Source organism: Pseudomonas sp. Pse35 (assembly GCF_024519715.1).
Lineage (GTDB): Bacteria > Pseudomonadota > Gammaproteobacteria > Pseudomonadales > Pseudomonadaceae > Aquipseudomonas > Aquipseudomonas paracarnis.
Genome location: NZ_JALJRP010000005.1, coordinates 279057 through 297615 on the forward strand (window position 1 = coordinate 279057; position 18559 = coordinate 297615).

The 18559-nt window shown below is 59.2% G+C and carries 18 protein-coding genes; 6 read left to right on the top strand and 12 right to left on the bottom strand.

Going from position 1 to position 18559, the window contains the following annotated elements; all coding sequences use genetic code 11:
- Positions 1 to 126: 126 nt before the first annotated feature.
- Positions 127 to 1326 (top strand): formaldehyde dehydrogenase, glutathione-independent, encoded by a 1200-nt coding sequence (gene fdhA / locus OC445_RS07020; RefSeq protein WP_014720230.1) that lies wholly within the window; start codon positions 127 to 129, stop codon positions 1324 to 1326.
- Positions 1327 to 1383: 57 nt separating this feature from the next.
- Here the strand turns inward: fdhA and OC445_RS07025 are convergent, their stop codons facing one another.
- From OC445_RS07025 to OC445_RS07055, 7 genes are all read right to left on the bottom strand, one after another.
- Positions 1384 to 2658: an efflux RND transporter periplasmic adaptor subunit gene (locus OC445_RS07025; protein WP_374225735.1), complete on the bottom strand. Its 1275-nt coding sequence runs from the start codon at positions 2656 to 2658 to the stop codon at positions 1384 to 1386.
- A complete protein-coding gene (locus OC445_RS07030) occupies positions 2642 to 4048 on the bottom strand; it encodes a TolC family protein (RefSeq protein WP_253249865.1) in 1407 nt (468 codons plus the stop codon). The genes OC445_RS07025 and OC445_RS07030 overlap by 17 nt, the downstream gene beginning before the upstream one ends.
- A 7-nt stretch (positions 4049 to 4055) precedes the next feature.
- Positions 4056 to 5255 (bottom strand): ABC transporter permease, encoded by a 1200-nt coding sequence (locus tag OC445_RS07035; RefSeq protein ID WP_054920766.1) that lies wholly within the window; start codon positions 5253 to 5255, stop codon positions 4056 to 4058.
- Positions 5255 to 5965, bottom strand: coding sequence for an ABC transporter ATP-binding protein (locus tag OC445_RS07040; protein WP_054920764.1), 711 nt, complete (start codon positions 5963 to 5965; stop codon positions 5255 to 5257). The genes OC445_RS07035 and OC445_RS07040 overlap by 1 nt, the downstream gene beginning before the upstream one ends.
- Positions 5966 to 6128: 163 nt before the next feature.
- A complete protein-coding gene (locus OC445_RS07045) occupies positions 6129 to 6608 on the bottom strand; it encodes a hypothetical protein (protein WP_054896760.1) in 480 nt (159 codons plus the stop codon).
- A 229-nt stretch (positions 6609 to 6837) separates the two neighbouring features.
- A complete protein-coding gene (locus OC445_RS07050) occupies positions 6838 to 7200 on the bottom strand; it encodes a hypothetical protein (protein WP_054920761.1) in 363 nt (120 codons plus the stop codon).
- Between the two features lie 325 nt (positions 7201 to 7525).
- Entirely contained in the window at positions 7526 to 7984 is a 459-nt protein-coding gene (locus tag OC445_RS07055) for an anti-sigma factor domain-containing protein (RefSeq protein WP_034128870.1), read from the bottom strand.
- Between the two features lie 136 nt (positions 7985 to 8120).
- Here OC445_RS07055 and OC445_RS07060 point away from each other — a divergent pair, with 136 nt between their 5' ends.
- Positions 8121 to 8693: a DUF2780 domain-containing protein gene (locus OC445_RS07060; protein WP_198791591.1), complete on the top strand. Its 573-nt coding sequence runs from the start codon at positions 8121 to 8123 to the stop codon at positions 8691 to 8693.
- Here the strand turns inward: OC445_RS07060 and OC445_RS07065 are convergent.
- Positions 8690 to 9574, bottom strand: a complete 885-nt coding sequence (locus OC445_RS07065) for an acyltransferase (protein WP_105228780.1) — start codon at positions 9572 to 9574, stop codon at positions 8690 to 8692. The two genes, OC445_RS07060 and OC445_RS07065, sit on opposite strands and share 4 nt — an antisense overlap.
- Positions 9575 to 9745: 171 nt before the next feature.
- Between OC445_RS07065 and OC445_RS07070 the strand changes: the two genes are divergently transcribed.
- From OC445_RS07070 to creD, 4 genes are read left to right on the top strand one after another with little or no spacing between them, the layout of a single operon-like run.
- A complete protein-coding gene (locus OC445_RS07070) occupies positions 9746 to 10246 on the top strand; it encodes an ATP-dependent zinc protease (RefSeq protein ID WP_014720226.1) in 501 nt (166 codons plus the stop codon).
- 8 nt (positions 10247 to 10254) lie between these two features.
- Complete coding sequence (gene creB, locus OC445_RS07075; protein WP_198791592.1) at positions 10255 to 10923, top strand: two-component system response regulator CreB; 669 nt, start codon at positions 10255 to 10257, stop codon at positions 10921 to 10923.
- The gene (gene creC, locus OC445_RS07080) at positions 10923 to 12362 is read left to right on the top strand and encodes a two-component system sensor histidine kinase CreC (protein ID WP_198791593.1); all 1440 of its coding nucleotides are present in this window, start codon (positions 10923 to 10925) and stop codon (positions 12360 to 12362) included. The genes creB and creC overlap by 1 nt, the downstream gene beginning before the upstream one ends.
- A gap of 51 nt (positions 12363 to 12413) precedes the next feature.
- Entirely contained in the window at positions 12414 to 13763 is a 1350-nt protein-coding gene (gene creD / locus OC445_RS07085; RefSeq protein ID WP_181124738.1) for a cell envelope integrity protein CreD, read from the top strand.
- A gap of 207 nt (positions 13764 to 13970) precedes the next feature.
- On the opposite strand, the gene OC445_RS07090 is transcribed toward creD, so the two are convergent.
- From OC445_RS07090 to OC445_RS07105, 4 genes are all read right to left on the bottom strand, one after another.
- A complete protein-coding gene (locus OC445_RS07090) occupies positions 13971 to 14600 on the bottom strand; it encodes a glutathione S-transferase (protein ID WP_020302151.1) in 630 nt (209 codons plus the stop codon).
- Between the two features lie 106 nt (positions 14601 to 14706).
- The gene (locus OC445_RS07095; protein WP_087149549.1) at positions 14707 to 14877 is read right to left on the bottom strand and encodes a hypothetical protein; all 171 of its coding nucleotides are present in this window, start codon (positions 14875 to 14877) and stop codon (positions 14707 to 14709) included.
- Positions 14874 to 15977 (bottom strand): PepSY-associated TM helix domain-containing protein, encoded by a 1104-nt coding sequence (locus OC445_RS07100; protein ID WP_198791594.1) that lies wholly within the window; start codon positions 15975 to 15977, stop codon positions 14874 to 14876. The genes OC445_RS07095 and OC445_RS07100 overlap by 4 nt, the downstream gene beginning before the upstream one ends.
- Positions 15978 to 16040: 63 nt before the next feature.
- Complete coding sequence (locus OC445_RS07105; RefSeq protein ID WP_262020028.1) at positions 16041 to 18479, bottom strand: TonB-dependent siderophore receptor; 2439 nt, start codon at positions 18477 to 18479, stop codon at positions 16041 to 16043.
- Positions 18480 to 18559: the final 80 nt, after the last annotated feature.

Consider the following 18559-nt stretch of genomic DNA (forward strand, 5'->3'; position numbering starts at 1 on the left):
GTGGGAGCTGGCTTGCCTGCGATGAGGCCCTTACAAGCAACACAAGAAACAGCATCTGTACCCGAGCACTTAACGCGCTGCCCCAAGGGCAACGCAGTTCCATAAAAACAACAGCGAGGTGAAAGCATGTCTGGTAATCGTGGTGTCGTGTATCTCGGCAACGGCAAGGTCGAAGTACAGAAAATCGACTATCCCAAAATGCAGGACCCCCGTGGCAGGAAGATTGAGCACGGCGTCATCCTGCGCGTGGTCTCCACCAACATCTGCGGCTCCGACCAACACATGGTGCGTGGGCGCACCACGGCCCAGACCGGCCTGGTGCTCGGTCATGAAATCACCGGTGAAGTCATCGAGAAGGGCAGCGACGTCGAGAACCTGAAAATCGGCGACCTGGTGTCCGTGCCGTTCAACGTCGCGTGCGGCCGCTGCCGTTCGTGCAAGGAACAACACACCGGCGTCTGCCTGACCGTCAACCCGGCCCGTGCCGGTGGCGCCTACGGCTACGTGGACATGGGCGACTGGACCGGCGGCCAGGCCGAGTACGTGCTGGTGCCGTATGCCGACTTCAACCTGCTGAAACTGCCGGACCGTGACAAGGCCATGGAGAAAATCCGTGACCTGACCTGCCTTTCCGACATCCTGCCCACTGGCTACCATGGCGCTGTTACTGCCGGCGTCGGCCCAGGCAGCACTGTCTACATCGCGGGTGCCGGCCCGGTGGGTCTGGCGGCTGCCGCCTCCGCTCGCTTGCTGGGTGCAGCGGTGGTGATCATCGGCGACGTCAACTCGATCCGCCTGGCCCACGCCAAGGCCCAGGGTTTTGAAGTGGTCGACCTGTCCACCGACACCCCGCTGCACGAACAAATCGCCGCGTTATTGGGCGAGCCCGAAGTGGACTGCGCCGTTGACTGCGTGGGCTTCGAAGCACGCGGCCACGGCCACGACGGCGTCAAGGCCGAAGCCCCGGCCACCGTGCTCAACTCGCTGATGGGCGTGGTACGTGTGGCAGGCAAGATCGGTATCCCAGGCCTGTATGTGACCGAAGATCCAGGTGCTGTCGATGCCGCCGCAAAAATGGGCAGCCTGAGCATTCGCTTTGGTCTGGGCTGGGCCAAATCCCACAGCTTCCACACCGGGCAGACGCCAGTGATGAAGTACAACCGCCAACTGATGCAGGCGATCATGTGGGACCGTATCAACATCGCTGAGATCGTCGGCGTGCAGGTGATCAGCCTTGATGATGCGCCACGTGGCTATGGCGAGTTCGATGCGGGTGTACCGAAGAAGTTTGTGATTGATCCGCACAAGCTGTTCAGTGCGGCGTAAAGGCAAAGCAAACAAAGGGCGACCCGCGGGTCGCCCTTTGTTTAACAAAGACGCGCATCATTCTCGCGATGAGCTGCCAAGGCTCACCTGCCCGGGTGCAAGACCAAAAACTTCTACGCCCTCGGCGTTGGCATGGCCCACCTCTACGATCCGGCGTTCAATCGGCTGGCCCTCGCCTTTACGGTAAATCACGACCATTTCACTGCCTTCCTGGCTTATCGCTTCGGGCGCCACGATGATGGCCTGTTCATTGTGGTAGGCCGTGATGTTCAGGCGTGCGCTCATACCGGGACGGATACGCTTGGCCTGTCCTGGCGTCAATGCCGCCACGCTCAGTGTGACGGGAAACAGTGCACTGTCGCCGGGGTCATCGCTGGGCAAGGCCAGGTTGCCGACCGCTTGCACATGGCCAAGCAGCGGCTCGCCGAGAAATCCATCACCCAGGATTTCAACGCGCTGTCCCGGTTGCAGCTGGTTGATATCCAGCTCGGATGCCGTAGTGACGATCTTGAGTGTTTCGGTATTGGCCAAACCCAGCAGAGCCTGATTCTGACTGACCCTTGAGCCGGTCTGTACGAGAGGCGTTACTCCGGCCCCTTGTGCGGCATTTACAGGAACAATAACGCCGGTGAACGGTGCTACCACGACTTGTTTGGCAATCAACCGTTGCAGCTGTTCGTACCTCACCGTGGCATTGGTCAGCTCCATTTCGGCAATCTGCCGAGCCTGGCCTTTCCCTTCGTCTAATAACGCGTTCAGCTCGTTTTGAGCGCTGCTGCGTTCAAGTCGTTGCAACTTCGTTTGCTGCTCTAGTTCGTCAAGTTCGTTGCGCGCAATAATGCCGCGTTCGAACAGATGGCGGTTTTCTCGTAGCCTGCCTTCCAGGTTGCTCAGTGAGATGTCGGCGGTGCGTAACGCACGACGCGCTCGTGTGACTTGAGTGCCGTTTTCCCAATTGTTCAACTCGTGCACGGTTCGTTGGGCTTTGAGTTGCCCGGACAGGGCTTCGCGTAACTGCAGCTCGATCAGCGTAGGGTCCATGCTCAGAAGCGCTTGGCCTTTCTGTACCCACTGGCCCTGTTCGGCTTCGAGGGACTGGATAACGCCTTCGAATGGTGCGTTGAGCACGATGGTTTGGATAGGCTCGAATTTTCCGACCAGGCCGATATGTAGCGTCATTGGCTTGGTTTGCACGCTCACCCATTGCGGTGCGGGGGGCGGCGCAATCGCAACTTTTTTCACGATCAATGCAGCGCCAATCAACGCTATCAGCATCATCGAACCTATGCGCCAATAGTGCGAGTGACAGGCCTTTTCAGTGTGGGCCTTCAAGTGCAATCTCCCATTTTTCCAAGGTCATGCCGAGGGTTTCGTCCAATTGCGTCTGGGCGTTCAGATAAGCGATGAGTGCGTTGATACGTGCATTTTCCGCATCGCGCAGATCGTTTTCGAAACTGATGATTTGAAAATTGCTGGAGCGCCCGACGCTGAGTTTTTCGCGCTCGATGTCCAGCTTGCGCGTGGACAGTTCGTTGGCACGCAGGGCGATTTCATATTGACGCCAGCGGGTGCCAAGTTCGCGCACTACGTTGCTGACGTTGCGTTCCAATTCTTGACGGGCGTCGGCGATTAGCAACTGCTGTTGTTCTACATTGATACGCGCACGTGTCTGCGCTTGGCGGGTGCTGATGTCGCCGATGGGGATTTCCAACTGAAGGCCGGTATAGCTTTCCCAGCGCCGAGCAGAGCCGGTGCCTGGGTGCTCACGCACCTGACTGGCACCCGCCACCAGAGAGAGGTCCCAGCGAGCGGCATCCTTGGCGAGGATCATGTCCAACGCGGCCTGCTGGCCATTGAGCAATGTGGAGAGGTACTGAGGTTGCTGAGCTTGCGCCAGGTGTATGGCTTGTGGCAGATCGACCTCCAGTGGAGTTGCCTGTACGGCCTCGGTGGCCTGAATGTTCGTGGACAAATCCAGTGCCAGCAGACGCAGCAGGGCGAGGCGTTGAATATCCAGCTGGTTTTGCGCTTCTTCGACACTCAGTTCCTGGACGGCGATGTCAGCTTCGGTCTGCACGATTTCAAATTGAGCCATGCGCCCGGCGTTGATCAGTGCTTTGTTCACCGTCAACAAGGCCTGCGCCCTTTGAAGCGACGCCTGGACGATGCCCAGTTGCTCCTGAGCCCTGATCAGCTCCCGATAGGTTGTGATGATGGTGGAGACCGTTTGAGAAACATTCGCCTTGAGGTTCAGGCGGTTGGCTTGCTCTGACAGTCTTGCGAGCCGCAGGGGGGCGGTGGTGACATCCGGGCCGGATCCGCGCAATAACGGTTGGATTATTTCCAGGTTTATCCCGTCGCTGCGCAGGTGGCCCACCTGCTCGGAATGGTTGAGCTGCTGGGTCCATCCCACGTTCAAGCGCGTGCCGTACTGTCCGAGCAACGTAGCCGTGGGGGTAAGTGCGAGTTGACGAGCTTGGTCTTCGCTGCTTCTGATGTTTGTGTATTCACTCTTGAGCAAGAGTTTTGGCTTGAACGCGTCCTCAGCCACGCGCAGGTCGAATTTTTGGCCCTCCCTTTGCAAGTAAGCGCTGCGTATTTCACGGTTGTTGCGCAGGCCAAGGTAAAGGGCATCCGCCAGACTCATGCCGATAGTCTGCTCGCTTAACAGCGAGGAGGCTTTGGCATTCTGGACACACAAGAAAAACGCTGCGGTCAGCACCAGGTATCTACTCGTCTTCACGCAGCGCTTCCACAGGTTGTAGCCGCGAGGCGGAAAGGGCGGGGTAAAGCCCAAAAAACATACCGACTACTATCGCGCTGCCAATGCCCAACGGCACCGACATTGGCGACAGCGCGAAGCTCCATCCCGATACACGGGCATAAATGAGGGCCAAGCCGACGCCCAGGATGGCTCCGGTAAGTGCTCCCAAGGTGGTCAAGGTCAGTGCTTCGATCATGAACAGGTTGCGGATATCGCGGGGACGAGCGCCCATGGCCATGCGCAAACCGATTTCTCGACGCCGTTGCGCGATGCTCATCAGCATGACGTTCATCACCCCGACACCACTGGTGATAAGCGAAATGCCAGCGAGGGCGGCTAGCAGATAGGTGAAGGTTCGATTCTGTTGGGACAGGCCGTCGATGATCTGCTGGGGGACCAGAACGTCGATGTCCTGGCCGGGAAATAGCTGTCTTAATCCGTGTTTGAAGTCGGACGCCACGCTACCAATAGGACGCGCGCCCGGAGCACGTGCGAAAACGTGGGTGACTGGCGCCCAAGCTTGTAGTCGGCTGACACCTTGCAGTGGAATAAACATGGAGGTGTTGGGGTCGAACGGAGCAATCGCCGACGCAAACCGTGGATGCAGAACGCCTATGACTTGGAACAGTGCATGTTGCACTCGTAGTGTGTCGCCTATGCGCACCGGCGTGCCAGCGCTGGAGAGTTCATCGGCGAGCTGGCGGCCTATCACTGCATGAGTGGCTTGGTCATCGAATTCGCTCAGAAAACGCCCTTCATGCACTTCCAAGCCCAACGCCTGTTTCAGTGGGGGCGTTGAGCCGATCAGTTGGATAGAAATGTCGCGCCCCTTGAACGTCACTGAGTTGCCCATCAGGGCAACGGGTGCAATGTTCACTAAATCAGGGACTTTATTGCGCAGTTGAGTAATGCCTGCGGGCAGCGGCGAGGTTTGCCTCGTATCTGCGGCATTTGAAACCTGTGCAACTAGTGTATCGACACCCATTCCCTGGAAGATTGCAGCGGCTTCTTCGGCGGCGTTGTGACCGATATTGATGAGGGCGACCACCGAGCAGCTCCCCATGACGACGCCGAGAAGGGTGAGCACTGCGCGTTTGCCCAAGGTCCGCAGGTTTGTTCTGACGTCATGTATCAGGTCGCGAAAAGTTTGGCTCCCGCCGCTCATCAGTTCTGACACGGTTCGTGCTCACGCAGGGTTCGGTCCTGAACGAAGATTTGTCTGTCCAGGCGCGCGGCGATGTCTAAATCATGGGTGACGACAATCAGCGTGACGCGGTGCTCACGATTGATTGCCAGCAACAACTCCAGAATGTCGTTTGCCGTGCGGCTGTCCAGATTGCCAGTGGGCTCGTCCGCGAGAATCAGGGAAGGCTCCCCCACGAGAGCTCGCGCAATTGCGACTCGCTGTCGTTGGCCGCCAGACAGATCGGCGGGGAGGTGATGTGCCCGGTGGCTGAGGCCGACCTGGTCGAGTCTGTGCATGGCACGCTGCAGGGCTACTCGCCGGCCAAGGCCACGGTAGGAGAGAGGCAAGGCGACGTTGTCCAGTGCGCTGAGGCGTGGCATCAGGTTGAAGTTCTGGTAGATGAAACCTAGGTGTCGGTTGCGTAACACGGCCAGTTGATCCGGTGTCGCCTTGGATGTGTCGTGTCCGTAAAACTCATACCGCCCTTCATCAGCCCGGTCCAAGAGGCCGAGTATGTTAAGTAATGTGCTCTTACCTGAGCCCGAAGTGCCGAGCACGGCACAGTGGTCACCTGCGTTTATCTGCAAGTTTATGTTCTCAAGAATTGAGATGGGCTGTTTGGCAAGTTGATAATACTTGCATACGCCCTGCAGCGAGAGGGCGAGCGGGGGGGCAGGGATCACGAGCATTTGAAGTTCAGGATGTTCGATAAAAGAGGCGGGATGGCGACAATGTATTTGACTGTTCGCATGCAAACAAAAAACCGTGTGCGAGTTGTCTTTTCATTTGGCTAGGTGCCTGACGCCGGTGCTTTTGTAAATGCAAGAGCACCAGCGGCGAACAATCAGCGGCTTAGATCGAGATAAAGCATCTAGGGTCGGACCCGGACTTATCAAATATCATCTCAATTTCCGCACTTCGCAAACCGGGGTTATAGTTGGCCATTTTCAAATCATGCCATTGCCTGTCCTGCTTCATGGCATCTGCTGACTTTGTCACGCGGGTTCCATTTCGGCTGACGGTCTTGATATTGACATTGGCTTTGCTTCTGTCGGTGTGCCCGTCGGTTTTCACAATTCGGTACCTGTCTACGCGCACGTAATGTATGGTACTTCCGCTACCGGCAATAACGCCTTGAACGTAGCCGACAAACTTCCCAGTGCTGCATGAATGAGAAAATGCTGATTCAGTGACAGCTTGATTTGAGAAAGAGTTTCCAATCGGAACAGTGATGGTGCCGATAGCGCTCGCTAACCCGCTCGCACTTGCAACGGCCGGAAGGCCGAACAGCGCAATTGCAAGTAGTCCGGGTTTTAAGAAGGATTTAAACATGTCGTTCTCCGAAAAATTCATTGCTGTTTTCGGCACTTCGTGAGGGGCCTGGCCCGTGGCTTGGTTGTTGTTAGAACGGGTTGGCTGCAGTTTGATAGTTTTCTATTGTTAGTTAAGTAGGACTTGTCTGAGGTTTGCTATTTCCAGCAAACCCGCTTCTACAGGTTCTTTGGAAACTGCCAGTTGATGCGCAAGCAAACAAAGGGCGACCTGCGAGTCGCCCTGTGCATCACTTAAGCGCCGTCAACCGCAAATAGGGATCGGCCACCTCACCGTTTTTTATCAAACGTTTTCCACCGTAATCACAGTGCACCTTACCGTCGCGCACGTTGATGGCTTCTGCCTGCAATGCGTATTCCGGGTCCAGAAAATCATCGTTGGTCCCGGCGGTTTGCCCCGTCCATGTTTTGCCTTGGGTTTGGGCTGAATACTGATAGCCCTCGCCATAAGGCGGCGGCAGGTCGGGGTCTGTGTAGGGTTTTGAATGGATGTCGCTGACGGCAGGGCATTGGCCCGTGTCGACGGCTGCGTTGCTGGCTGGCAGGTTGTAGGCGGTGACTAGGGAAAAGAGATTAGGTACCCATCCGATCATCGTTATAACTCCTTGTCCACGAGGTAGTCCTCCCTGCTCTGCGTTGGGAGGCCGATCTGGGTGGGGCGTTACACGGGTTAGGTTCCTTGGAAGCTGCTACAGCAGGTTACGGGGCATGCAACGGGTCGGCCGGTGAGTCTGCAAATGAGACCATCTCTGGGAGCAGGCTCGCCCGCGAAGGCGATGTGTCAGTCACTGCATTATCGCTTTCGCAGGCAAGCCAGTTCCCACATTTGATCTTTGTTGCTTTGAACATTGCGTTCGCTTAACGGATCGGCATCAGGGCAAGCCCACTCCTACATTTAAACCGAGTGTCAGCCGGTGATTAGCGCGTGGCCAGGGCGCCTTGGTAGACGGTCGGCCCTGTCGGTTGCTTGCTCACCGAGCCACCCTTGGTTTCCGAACTCACCATCAGCTCCACCGGCTTGCTGATGCTTTCTTGCTGGCGCGGATTCAGGCCGATGATGCCTTTGCCATCCTCCGGCAGCAGGCCAAGGGATACCGGTGTGCCGTCTTTGGGAATCGCCCAGAGTTCAAGGCTTTGGTCCGGTGCTGGCGCCGTGGAGGCAATCGGCTGCACTTCCAGGTAATCCTTGTGGGCCATGATTTGTGCGGCTGGCTGCTGGGTCGTGGTCACCAATGTCGCCGCGGATTTGACGCTGTCCTGGGTGTAGAGCGCGCCGCCGATACCGGCAACCACCACCACGCAGGCGCCGATGAACAGGCGAGGGCGGCTCCAGAACGCAGGCTTGTGCTCAATCACTGGGGGTTGGATCGCAGTCATAAGTCTCTTCTCGACAAATTTTGTAGTCAGTTCATGGACCCGCTTATCCCCGATGGGTTCCTCAGGGGCTCCGGAACAACCGACGGGATACCCAGTCCAACGCCTGCGTTTACCCCTATACCCAGAGGTTGTTTCGATGAAGATTTCACGCGGTTTTGCCCTGTCCTGCCTGTTGACCGTGGCCGCCGGCCCGGTGTTCGCCGCAGGTTTCAGCCTTGGCGATGCAGCCAATGCCATTTCCGGCATGCAGGGTGGCAACAACAAGGCTGCCGCCGCCGCGCCCACCTCGGAGACGGCCGACCTGCTGACGGCCTTGACCTCGCAACTGAACATCACCCCCGAGCAAGCAGTGGGCGGCACGGGCGCCATGCTGGGTCTGGCCAAGAACAAACTCAGCGGCAACGACTTCTCGCAGTTGAGCAGCACTGTACCGGGCCTCGACAAGCTGTCAGGTGATAACGCATTGGGCAGCCTCGGTGCCTTGAGCGGCATGCTCGGCCAAACCGGTGGCAGCAAGACCAGCGGCCTGGACGGCCTGTTGGGCAACGTGAAAAGCACCAATGACTTGAACACCGCCTTCAGCGCATTGGGCATGGACAGCGGCATGGTCGGCCAGTTTGCCCCGGTGATCCTGAAATACCTGGGCGGCGAGGGGGCCAGCAGTTCCGTGCTGGGCAAATTGGCTCAGGCCTGGGGTACCGGCAGCTAAGGCTCTTGGCGCAGTTGTTCGATGCGCGCATCCTTTTCCATCCAGAGCTGGTTGACCCAGTTCTGGACGGTCTGGCGAAACGCCGGATCGTTCTCGTAATCCCCTTGCCACAACGCCGGGTCCAGTTCGCGGGTACGGATATCCACGATCACCTTCGGCACTGCGCCGCTGATCAAGTCCCAGAACCCCGGAATCTTTTGCTGCGGATACACCACGGTCACGTCGAGGATCGCGTCCAGTTGTTCGCCCATCGCCGCCAGCACAAATGCCACGCCGCCCGCCTTGGGCTTGAGCAATCGGGTAAACGGTGACGCCTGCTGCTTGCGCTTGGCCTCGTTGAACCGCGTGCCCTCCAGGTAATTGACCACCGTGACCGGCTGGCGCTTGAACAGCTCGCAGGCCTCTTTGGTGATCTTCAAATCCTGCCCCGCCAGCTCCGGGTGCTTGGCCAGGAACGCCTTGGTGTAGCGTTTCATGAAGGGGTAATCCAGCGCCCACCAGGCCAGGCCGAGGAAGGGCACCCAGATCAGTTCTTTTTTCAGGAAGAACTTGAAGAACGGCGTGCGCCGGTTCAATGCCTGGATCAGCGCGGGAATATCGACCCAGGATTGGTGGTTGCTGATCACCAGGTAAGAGGTATCGCCGCGCAGGTCTTCGCCACCGCGAATATCCCATTGGGTGGGGATGCACGCGGCGAAGATCAGCTTGTCGATCTCGGCCCAGGTTTCGGCGATCCACATCACCGCCCATGAGGCATAGTCACGCGAGCGCCCTGGCGCCACCAGCTTGAGCAGGGCGAAGACCATCAAGGGGCCGATCAGGATCAGCGTGTTGACTAACAGCAGCAGTGTAACCAGACAGCCGGTGAGCAGGCGGCGCATAAGCAACTCTTGGAATTCTGTGGGCGGGCCATGATAAGCAAGGTGAGTCTAGAGGCCAAATCGCAAATTGCCCGACGAATGTTTCACACTGTGCGCGATATGCTCGGTCATCCAACTAAGTGCTGTGTTTGCGGTCTAGACTCCGCCCACTTCTTTCGAGGAAATCCTGCCGTGAAATTGCTCCTTGCCGCGTTCGCCCTGGTTGCTGTGCCTGTCATGGCCGCCGAACCGACCCTTTACGGTCGCTACGAATACATCCAGTTGCCGGAGATCGGCCAGACGTTCAAGGCCAAGATGGACACCGGCGCGCTGACCGCCTCGCTGTCGGCGCGCGACATCGAAACCTTTCAGCGCGACGGCGATGACTGGGTGCGCTTCCGCCTCGGCGGTGAAGACGCGGGTAACAAGGTCTATGAGCACAAGGTGTCGCGCATCAGCAAGATCAAGAGCCGCGCCGACGAAGATGATGACAAGGACGAAGCCAGTGTGGCCAAGCGCCCGGTGATCGATCTGGAGATGTGCCTGGGCGACGTCAAGCGCACCGTCGAGGTCAACCTCACCGACCGCAGCAGCTTCAACTACCCGCTGCTGATCGGCGCCAAGGCCCTGCGTGAATTTGGCGCTGCGGTAAACCCGGCACGTCGCTACACTGCCGACAAACCGGACTGCTGATTGAACCCATGCCGCACATCCTGATTGTCGAAGACGAAGCGGCGATAGCCGACACGCTGATCTTTGCCCTGCAAGGCGAAGGCTTCACCACCACCTGGCTGACGCTCGGCCAGGCGGCGCTGGAGCATCAGCGCCAGACCCCGGCCGACCTGGTCATCCTCGACATCGGCCTGCCGGACATCACCGGCTTTGAAACCTGCAAGCAATTGCGCCGCTTCAGCGAAGTGCCGGTGATGTTCCTCAGTGCCCGGGATGCGGAGATCGACCGGGTGGTAGGGCTGGAGATCGGTGCCGACGATTATGTGGTCAAGCCTTTCAGCCCGCGGGAAGTGGCGGCGAGGGTCAGGGCGATTCTCAAGCGGGTCGGCCCGTGTGTGGCGCCAACCCTGTTCCAAGTGGATCTGGAACGCATGCAGATTCTTTATCGCGGCCAACCCTTGAGCCTCACGCGGCATGAGTTCCGCCTGCTGCAAAGTCTGCTGGACCAACCCGAGCGCGTGTTCAGCCGCGAGCAACTGCTGGACGCGGTGGGCGTAACCGTTGATGCCGGTTACGAGCGCAATATCGACAGCCATATCAAGAGTGTGCGCAGCAAACTCAGGAGTGTGGCGGCGGATGCCGAGCCGATCCAGACCCATCGTGGCCTCGGCTATAGCTACAGCCCGAGCCACAGCTGATGCGTCTTGGGCTGCGGATTTTCCTGGTGTATGCGCTGTTTATCGGCCTGACCGGCTACTTCGTGCTCAACACCGTGATGAAGGAAATCCGCCCCGGCGTGCGCCAGTCCACCGAAGAAACATTGGTGGACACCGCCAACCTGCTGGCTGAAATCCTGCGTGCAGACGTTAAAAACGGCACCCTCGGCCAGAGCCATTGGCCAAAGCTGCTCAAGGCCTATGGCAACCGTCAGCCGGGTGCGGTGATCTGGGGGCTTCCGAAAAACCAGGTCAACCATCGCATCTATGTGACCGACGCTACAGGCAGGGTATTGCTCGATTCCAGCGGTGAAGCAGTCGGCCAGGACTATTCGAAATGGAACGACGTGTACCTGACCCTGCGCGGCGAATACGGTGCGCGCTCCACCCGCAGCGATGCAGACGACCCCACCTCATCGGTGATGCACGTGGGGGCGCCGATTCGCGATAACGGCCAGATCATCGGCGTGGTCACGGTGGCCAAGCCCAACAGCTCGTTGCAACCCTACGTGGATCGCACCGAGCGGCGCCTGCTGTGGTACGGCGCCGGGCTGGTCACCCTGGGGCTGCTGCTGGGCGCGCTATTGTCGTGGTGGCTGACGGCGGCCCTCAGGCGCCTTACCGCCTATGCCGAAGCCGTGAGCGAGGGCCGCCGCGCGGAGTTGCCGCATTATCGCGGCGGCGAGCTCAAGCAGTTATCCACCGCCGTGGAACACATGCGCACGCAGCTGGAAGGCAAGGCTTACGTAGAGCGCTACGTGCATACGCTGACCCATGAACTGAAGAGCCCGTTGGCGGCGATTCGCGGTGCAGCAGAGCTGTTGCAGGGTGACATGAGCCGCGAGCAGCAGCAGCGGTTTGTCGGCAATATCGACAGCGAAAGTGCGCGCCTGCAACAGTTGATCGAACGCCTGTTGAACCTGGCCCAGGTGGAGCAGCGACAAGGTCTGGAAGAGCAGTCGAGCATTCCTTTGGCCGCCCTGGTTGAGGATGTGCTCAAGGCTCAATGTGCGCGGACCGAAGGCGCTGGCTTGCACGTCCAGCAGGTCATCGCCGCCGATGTGCGGGTGTTTGGCGAACCCTTCCTGCTACGCCAGGCCCTGGGTAACCTGCTCGACAATGCTCTGGATTTCACCCCTCCCGGCGGCACGCTGAGGTTCAGCGCGCAGGTGCGGCATAACGAGGTGCAGGTCAGCCTGTTCAACCAGGCTGAGGCGATTCCCGATTACGCCTTGCCGCGCCTGAGCGAGCGCTTCTACTCGCTGCCGCGCCCGGCCAGCGGGCGCAAAAGTACGGGCCTGGGGCTCAACTTTGTCGAGGAGGTGATGAAGCTGCACGGCGGCTCGTTGCAGATCGACAACGTACCGGGCGGCGTGCAAGCGGTGCTGCATCTCCACACAGTCTCCACATTGCCCACATAAATCTCCCATACCCACTGGGCAGACTCTCCCCATCAAAACAGGGAGAGACCCATGAACCGCAACCTGCTTTTCAAATTGGGCGCGATTGCGCTGCTGATCCTGCTGTTGCTGATTCCGTTGCTGATGATCAACGGCATCATCAGCGACCGCCAGCAGCTGCGCGACGGCGTACTGATGGACATTGCCCGCAGTTCGAGCTTTGCCCAGCGCCTCACCGGGCCGGTGATGGTGGTGCCTTATCGCAAGACCGTGCGTGAGTGGAAGCTCAATGAAAAGCTCAACAAGCGCTACGAAGAAACCCGTGAAGAACGCGGCCGTCTGTATTTCCTGCCGGACCGGTTTGAGCTCGACGGCAAGGTGCAAACCGAACTGCGTGCGCGGGGCATTTACCAGGCGCGGCTGTTCCATGCCGACAACCGTATCAGCGGGCGTTTCGACTTGCCGGCGCAGTTGGGGATCACCGAAGACTTTGCCGACTACCGCTTTGAGCCGGCGTTTCTGGCGGTGGGCATCAGTGATATTCGTGGTATTGAAAACGCGCTGAAACTGGAGCTGGGTGACCAGCGGCTGGAGTTCTCGCCAGGCTCCCAAGTCGACTGGCTGGGCGAGGGCGTGCATGTGACGCTGCCGGCGCAGGACGGCAAGAAACCCGCCGTGCTGGAGTTCGCCTTCGACCTGCGCCTGCAAGGCACCGAGCAACTGCAAGTGGTGCCGGTGGGCAAGACCAGCCAGGTAACACTGGCGTCCAACTGGCCGCACCCGAGCTTTGTCGGCAACTTCCTGCCGGCTCAACGTGAGGTGACCGACCAGGGCTTCAGCGCCAATTGGCAGACGACATTCTTCTCCACCAACCTCGAACAAGCCCTGCAGAACTGCCTGGACGGGCAAGGCTGTGAAGACTTCAGCAACCGCAGCTTTGGGGTGAACTTCATCGACCCGGTAGACCAGTACCTCAAGAGCGATCGGGCGATCAAATATGCGCTGTTGTTTATCGCCCTGACCTTTGCCGGCTTCTTTCTCTTCGAGGTGCTCAAGAGTCTGGCGGTGCACCCTATCCAGTACGCCCTGGTGGGCGTGGCGCTGGCGTTCTTCTACCTGCTGCTGTTGTCGTTGTCCGAGCATCTGGGCTTTGCCCTGGCCTACCTGATATCCGCCAGCGCCTGTGTGGTGTTGATCGGCTTCTACGTATGCCATGTGCTGCGTAGCGTCGCCCACGGCGTGGGGTTTTCGGCCGGGCTGGCGGCGTTGTATGGCTTGCTGTACGGCTTGCTCAGTGCCGAGGATTACGCGCTGTTGATGGGCTCGCTGCTGCTGTTTGGCCTGCTGGGCACGGTGATGGTGCTGACGCGCAAACTGGATTGGTATGGGGTGGGCAAGCGTAAGGTGGGGGAAGTGCAATGATCGGGCTGCGCGAAGATCAGCGGATGAAAGCGAGGATGGTCAACTTCCTCAATCACACCGCCTCTCACTGTAGGAGCGAGCTTGTGGTGGCGAGCAAGCTTGCTTGCGCTGGGGTGCGAAGCGCCCCTGATAAAGCCGGCTCCAGCTGCGCTGTCGAGCGGGAGCAAGCTCCCTCGCCACAACAAACTCGCTCCTGCAGGGGACTGGTCAAACCGGGGGTTGGGTCTGCTGCATCGAAGCCCGCTGGCTGACTTCGGCGTACCAGGCGGCGAGCTTGGGAGTGTCCGAGCGCCACTGAATATCCGGGTGGCGAAAGTCGATATAGCCCAGGGCACAGGCCACGCTGATGGCGGCGACGTCAAAGTGGCTGGCCAGTTCGGCAATGGCGTCCCGCTCCAGCTCGGCGAGGGCGCGGCGGATCTTGTTGCGCTGCTCATCCAGCCAGGGAGCCCAGTGTTTTTCTGGCGGACGCATGGCGGTCTCGTAACGTACCAGCACGGCGGCATCCATGATGCCGTCAGCCATCGAGGCCAGGGTCAGGCGCCGCCAGCGGGCCGAGCCGTCGCGGGGGATCAGCGGGTTGCCGACATGCTGGTGGTCGAGATAGTCGAGAATCACCCGGCTGTCGTGCAATACCGAACCGTCGGCCAGGCGCAGGGCCGGGATCTTGCCCACGGGGTTGCCTTGCAGCACTTCGGCATCCGGGTTGACCGGCGTGGGCAGGCACGCGTGCAGGGCCACACGATCCTGCTGGCCGGTCTCGATCAGCAGCACGCGCACTTTACGCACGAAGGGCGAAGCGGGGTTGTGGAACAAGGTCATGCTGGGGGCGGACATGGGCATTCCTCTGTAGGAGCGAGCTTGCTCGCGAATAACGCCAACGATAACGCAGCTCGCCTGGTTTAACGCGGTGCTCTCAGGTTTTTCGCGAGCAAGCTCGCTCCTACAGTAGTTTGTAGACGGCAATGGCCGCGGGTATGCCCAGCCCGATCCAACTCAACGAATCCCACCACCCATCGCCCAGCAACGCCGCAAACAACCCGGCGGCACTGAGCAGGCCAATCCCCAGCGGTATGGCAAAGACCTTCCAGAAATTCGACTGCCGTGGCTTCATACTTTGGCCGCCTTGCGCCGTACGATCCATAAGTAAATGCCGCTCACCAGCACGATGATGGTCAGCACATCCAGCACCGCCCACAGCACCTTCATTGGCATGCCGCCGTAATCACCGAAATGCAGGGGTTGGGACATGCCCATGGCATCCATGTACCACGGCCGTTCGGCGATGGCGGTGACGGCCAGGGTGCTGGCGTCGATCAGCACCGGTGTCAGCAAATGGGAGGTCAGGTGGGTGCTGCCCTTCATGAACACGGCGTAGTGATGTTCGCTGGAAAAACGCGTGCCGGGGAAGGCGATAAAGTCCGGCTCCATACCGGGCGCGGCCTTGGCGGCAATGCTCAACAGCTCCGTGGCGGGCGCGCGTTGGGTCAGTGGCGGGGCGTTCTTGTAGGGTTCGATCATGGCGCTGAGGCTGTCCTCGCGCCACGCCGCGATGATCAAGTCGGCGCAGGCGCTGATCACGCCGGTTACCCCCACTACCAGCGCCCAGGTCAAAGTGACCGCGCCGATCAGGTTGTGCAGGTCGAGCCAGCGCAAACGGGTGGACTTGTCCTGGCGCACGGTGGCGAACTTCAAGCGACGCATGAATGGCAGGTACAACACCGTGCCCGAGATAATCGCCAGCACAAACAGAAGGCCCATGAACGCCAGCAATAACTTGCCCGGCAGTCCGGCAAACATATCCACATGCAGGCGCAGCAGGAACAGAGTGAAGCCCCCATTGGCAGACGGCATTTCGACGGTTTCGCCAGTGCGGGCATCGAGCATGAAGGTGTGCGACGAATTCGGCTCAGTGCCGGCTGTGGCCGCCATGATCGCAATTACGCCGTTGTTGTCGTCTTCGTCCCAGGCAAGGTACTGCATGGCCTCACCGGGGCGATGGGCCTGGGCTTTGGCCACAAGCTGCTCAAGGTTGAGCCGGGGCGTATCGGCAGGCATCTGCGCCAGTTCGGGCTCATTGCCCAGCAGGTGGTCGATCTCGTGGTGAAACACCAACGGCAGGCCGGTGAGGGCGAGCAGCAGCAGGAATACGGTGCAGATCAGGCTGGTCCAGGTGTGGATGAAGGACCAGCGGCGGATGGTTTTGCTTTTCATCACGGCTCCAAAGGCAAAAGGGCCGCGGTTCAGGCAGCCCTTTATCAGCGGTTTTTCACCGTCTTAGAATTTGTAGTTCACGCTGGCTACGACGTTACGTTGGTCGCCGTAGTAGCAGTAGAAACCATCGCAGGTGGACAGATAGTCCTTGTTGAAGATGTTCTTGGCGTCGACGGCCACCGTTACGCCCTTCATGACATTGCTTACACGGCCAAGGTCGTAATGCACCGAGGCGTCGTAAACGGTATAGGACCCTACGTGGCCGAGCTCGGTGTTGGCAGCGTTGCCGTAAGTATCACCGACATACCGTACGCCCGCACCTACACCGAAACCGTCCAGCGGGCCGCTGCGCCAAGTGTAGTCGGCCCATCCTGTGGCTTGGTTGCGAGGCAACTGGTTCAGACGATTTCCTTTTTCAGCGACTGCGCCTTGGGTGATTTCGCTATCGTTATAGGTATAGGAACCCACCAGCTTTAGGCTTTCAGTAACGTCTGCACTGGCTTCGAGTTCCAGGCCGCGAACCCGAACCTCGCCAACTTGGCGCGTGATGCTGCCTTCTGTAACCGAGGTGTTTTGTTGAGTCAGGTCGAATACCGCTGCGGTATACAAGGCTTTGGTGCCCGGTGGTTGGTATTTGACGCCTGCTTCGTATTGCTTGCCCTCAGTTGGCTTGAAAGCCCCTGTGCTGGCTACTTGAGTGCCTGAACCCGCCTGGAATGACTCGGCGTAAGACAGGTACGGAGTAATGCCATTGTCGAAGACGTAGCTCAACGCCGCGTTACCGCTGAAATGCTTGTCACGTTGAGTATTGGTGGCGTCGTTGATGTTGTGGAAGGTAGTGCCAGTGTGTACCCAGTCTTCACGTCCGCCGAGGGTCAAGCGCCAGTTATCGAGGGCCATTTGGTCTTGAACGTACAGACCGGTCTGTTGGGTTTTTTGGTTGTAGTCATACATGGTGAAGTACTGGACCTTGGAAAAGTCCTGTCCGTACACCGGTCGATTGAAGTTAATGGTGGGTACACCGGCTGAACCCCATAGCCAGCGGGCATTGCTGTCGGAGCGCTGGTGGTCGAGACCAAGCAATAGGGTATGACTTACAGGACCGGTCTGGAAGTTAGCTTGAAAATTGTTATCGACTGCGAACTGGCCGATGTCCTCATCGACCTTGCCGGCGGAGCGGCTCACGTTGCCGTCGGCATCGACCGCAGCTTCCGGGCCATTCGGGAAAAACGCTCCCCCTGCGGTAAGGCCCTGGAACGACAAGTCGTTCTTGGTATAGCGCAGGTTCTGGCGGAACTGCCAAGTGTCGTTCAGGCGCGTTTCAAACGCGTAGCCCAGTGCATAGTAAGTACGGTCGTAGAACTCCCAGTCGGGATCGCCCAGGTTCTTATGATGGGAAATCTTGCCGGCTGGCGAGCTCAATTTGGTGCCTTGCAGCGGCAGGAACTGACCGGTGATACCGGTATCGTCGCGAGTAAATTGTGTGAGCAAGGTCAGCCTGGTGTCGTCGTTGATATTCCACGTGAGACTGGGCGCAACGTTGTACCGCTTGTCCGGGATGTGGTCCACCGCCGTATTGCTGTCGCGCACGACGCCACTGATTCGGTAGAGGAACTGGCCTTCGTCGTCGATTTTGCCGGTGCTATCGAAGTTGATCTGCTTGTGGTTGTTGCTGCCTGCCTGCACTTCAATTTCGTTTGAGCTTTCGGCCTCGGGGCGACGGCTAACCATATCCAGCAAGCCGCCGGGTGGGGTTTGCCCGTAGACCGACGAAGCGGGGCCTCGCAGCACGGCGATGCGTTCCAGATTCCAAGTATCGATTTTCGGCGTCGCGTAGTTACCCTTGGGCAAAGGCAGACCATCGAGGAATTGGGTCGGGACAAAACCGCGAACCAGTAACCAATCACTGCGCGAATCGGAGCCATAGCCACTGCTCTGCACGCCGGCCGTGTAGCGCAGGGCGTCATTAAGGTTGAGAACGGAGCGGTCTTCCATTTGCTGGCGAGTAATGACCGTGACGGAACGGGGCAGCTCGGCGATAGGAGTATCAGTCTTTGTGCCCGCCGCTGTTCGAGTAGCGACATAGCCATCCACCGGCCCCCAGGCGCTTTCATAGCTGCCTTGGCCGGTGATGTTGGTGGTCGGCAAGGCAACGACGCCCTCCGGAACCGGCATCAGGGTGTAAGTGCCCACACTGCTTTGTTCCAACTGCAAGCCAGTACCGCGCAAGGCCTCACGCAACGCGCCCTGCGCATCGAACTGGCCTTTGACCGGCGCCGAGGTCTTGCCGGCGGCGAGTGCGGGGTTGAGGGTCAGCGCCAGGCCGGCCTGGCTGGCGATCTGGTTCAGGGTGGTGGCCAGGGGCGCAGCCGGCAGGTTATAGGCGCGCACGCTGGAGGCTTGTTCGGCGGCGATCAGCGGGGTGCTGGCGAGCGGGGCGCTGAGGGCGATCGCCATGGCTAACAGGCTGGGGCGCAACAAGGTGTCTAGCGTGCGGGACATAAGGGCGGCTCCTGAATGGAAATATTTCTCAATTGCCTAGGTGCCGAGCGAGAATCGAAAAGTGATAGGGGTGAGTGAAA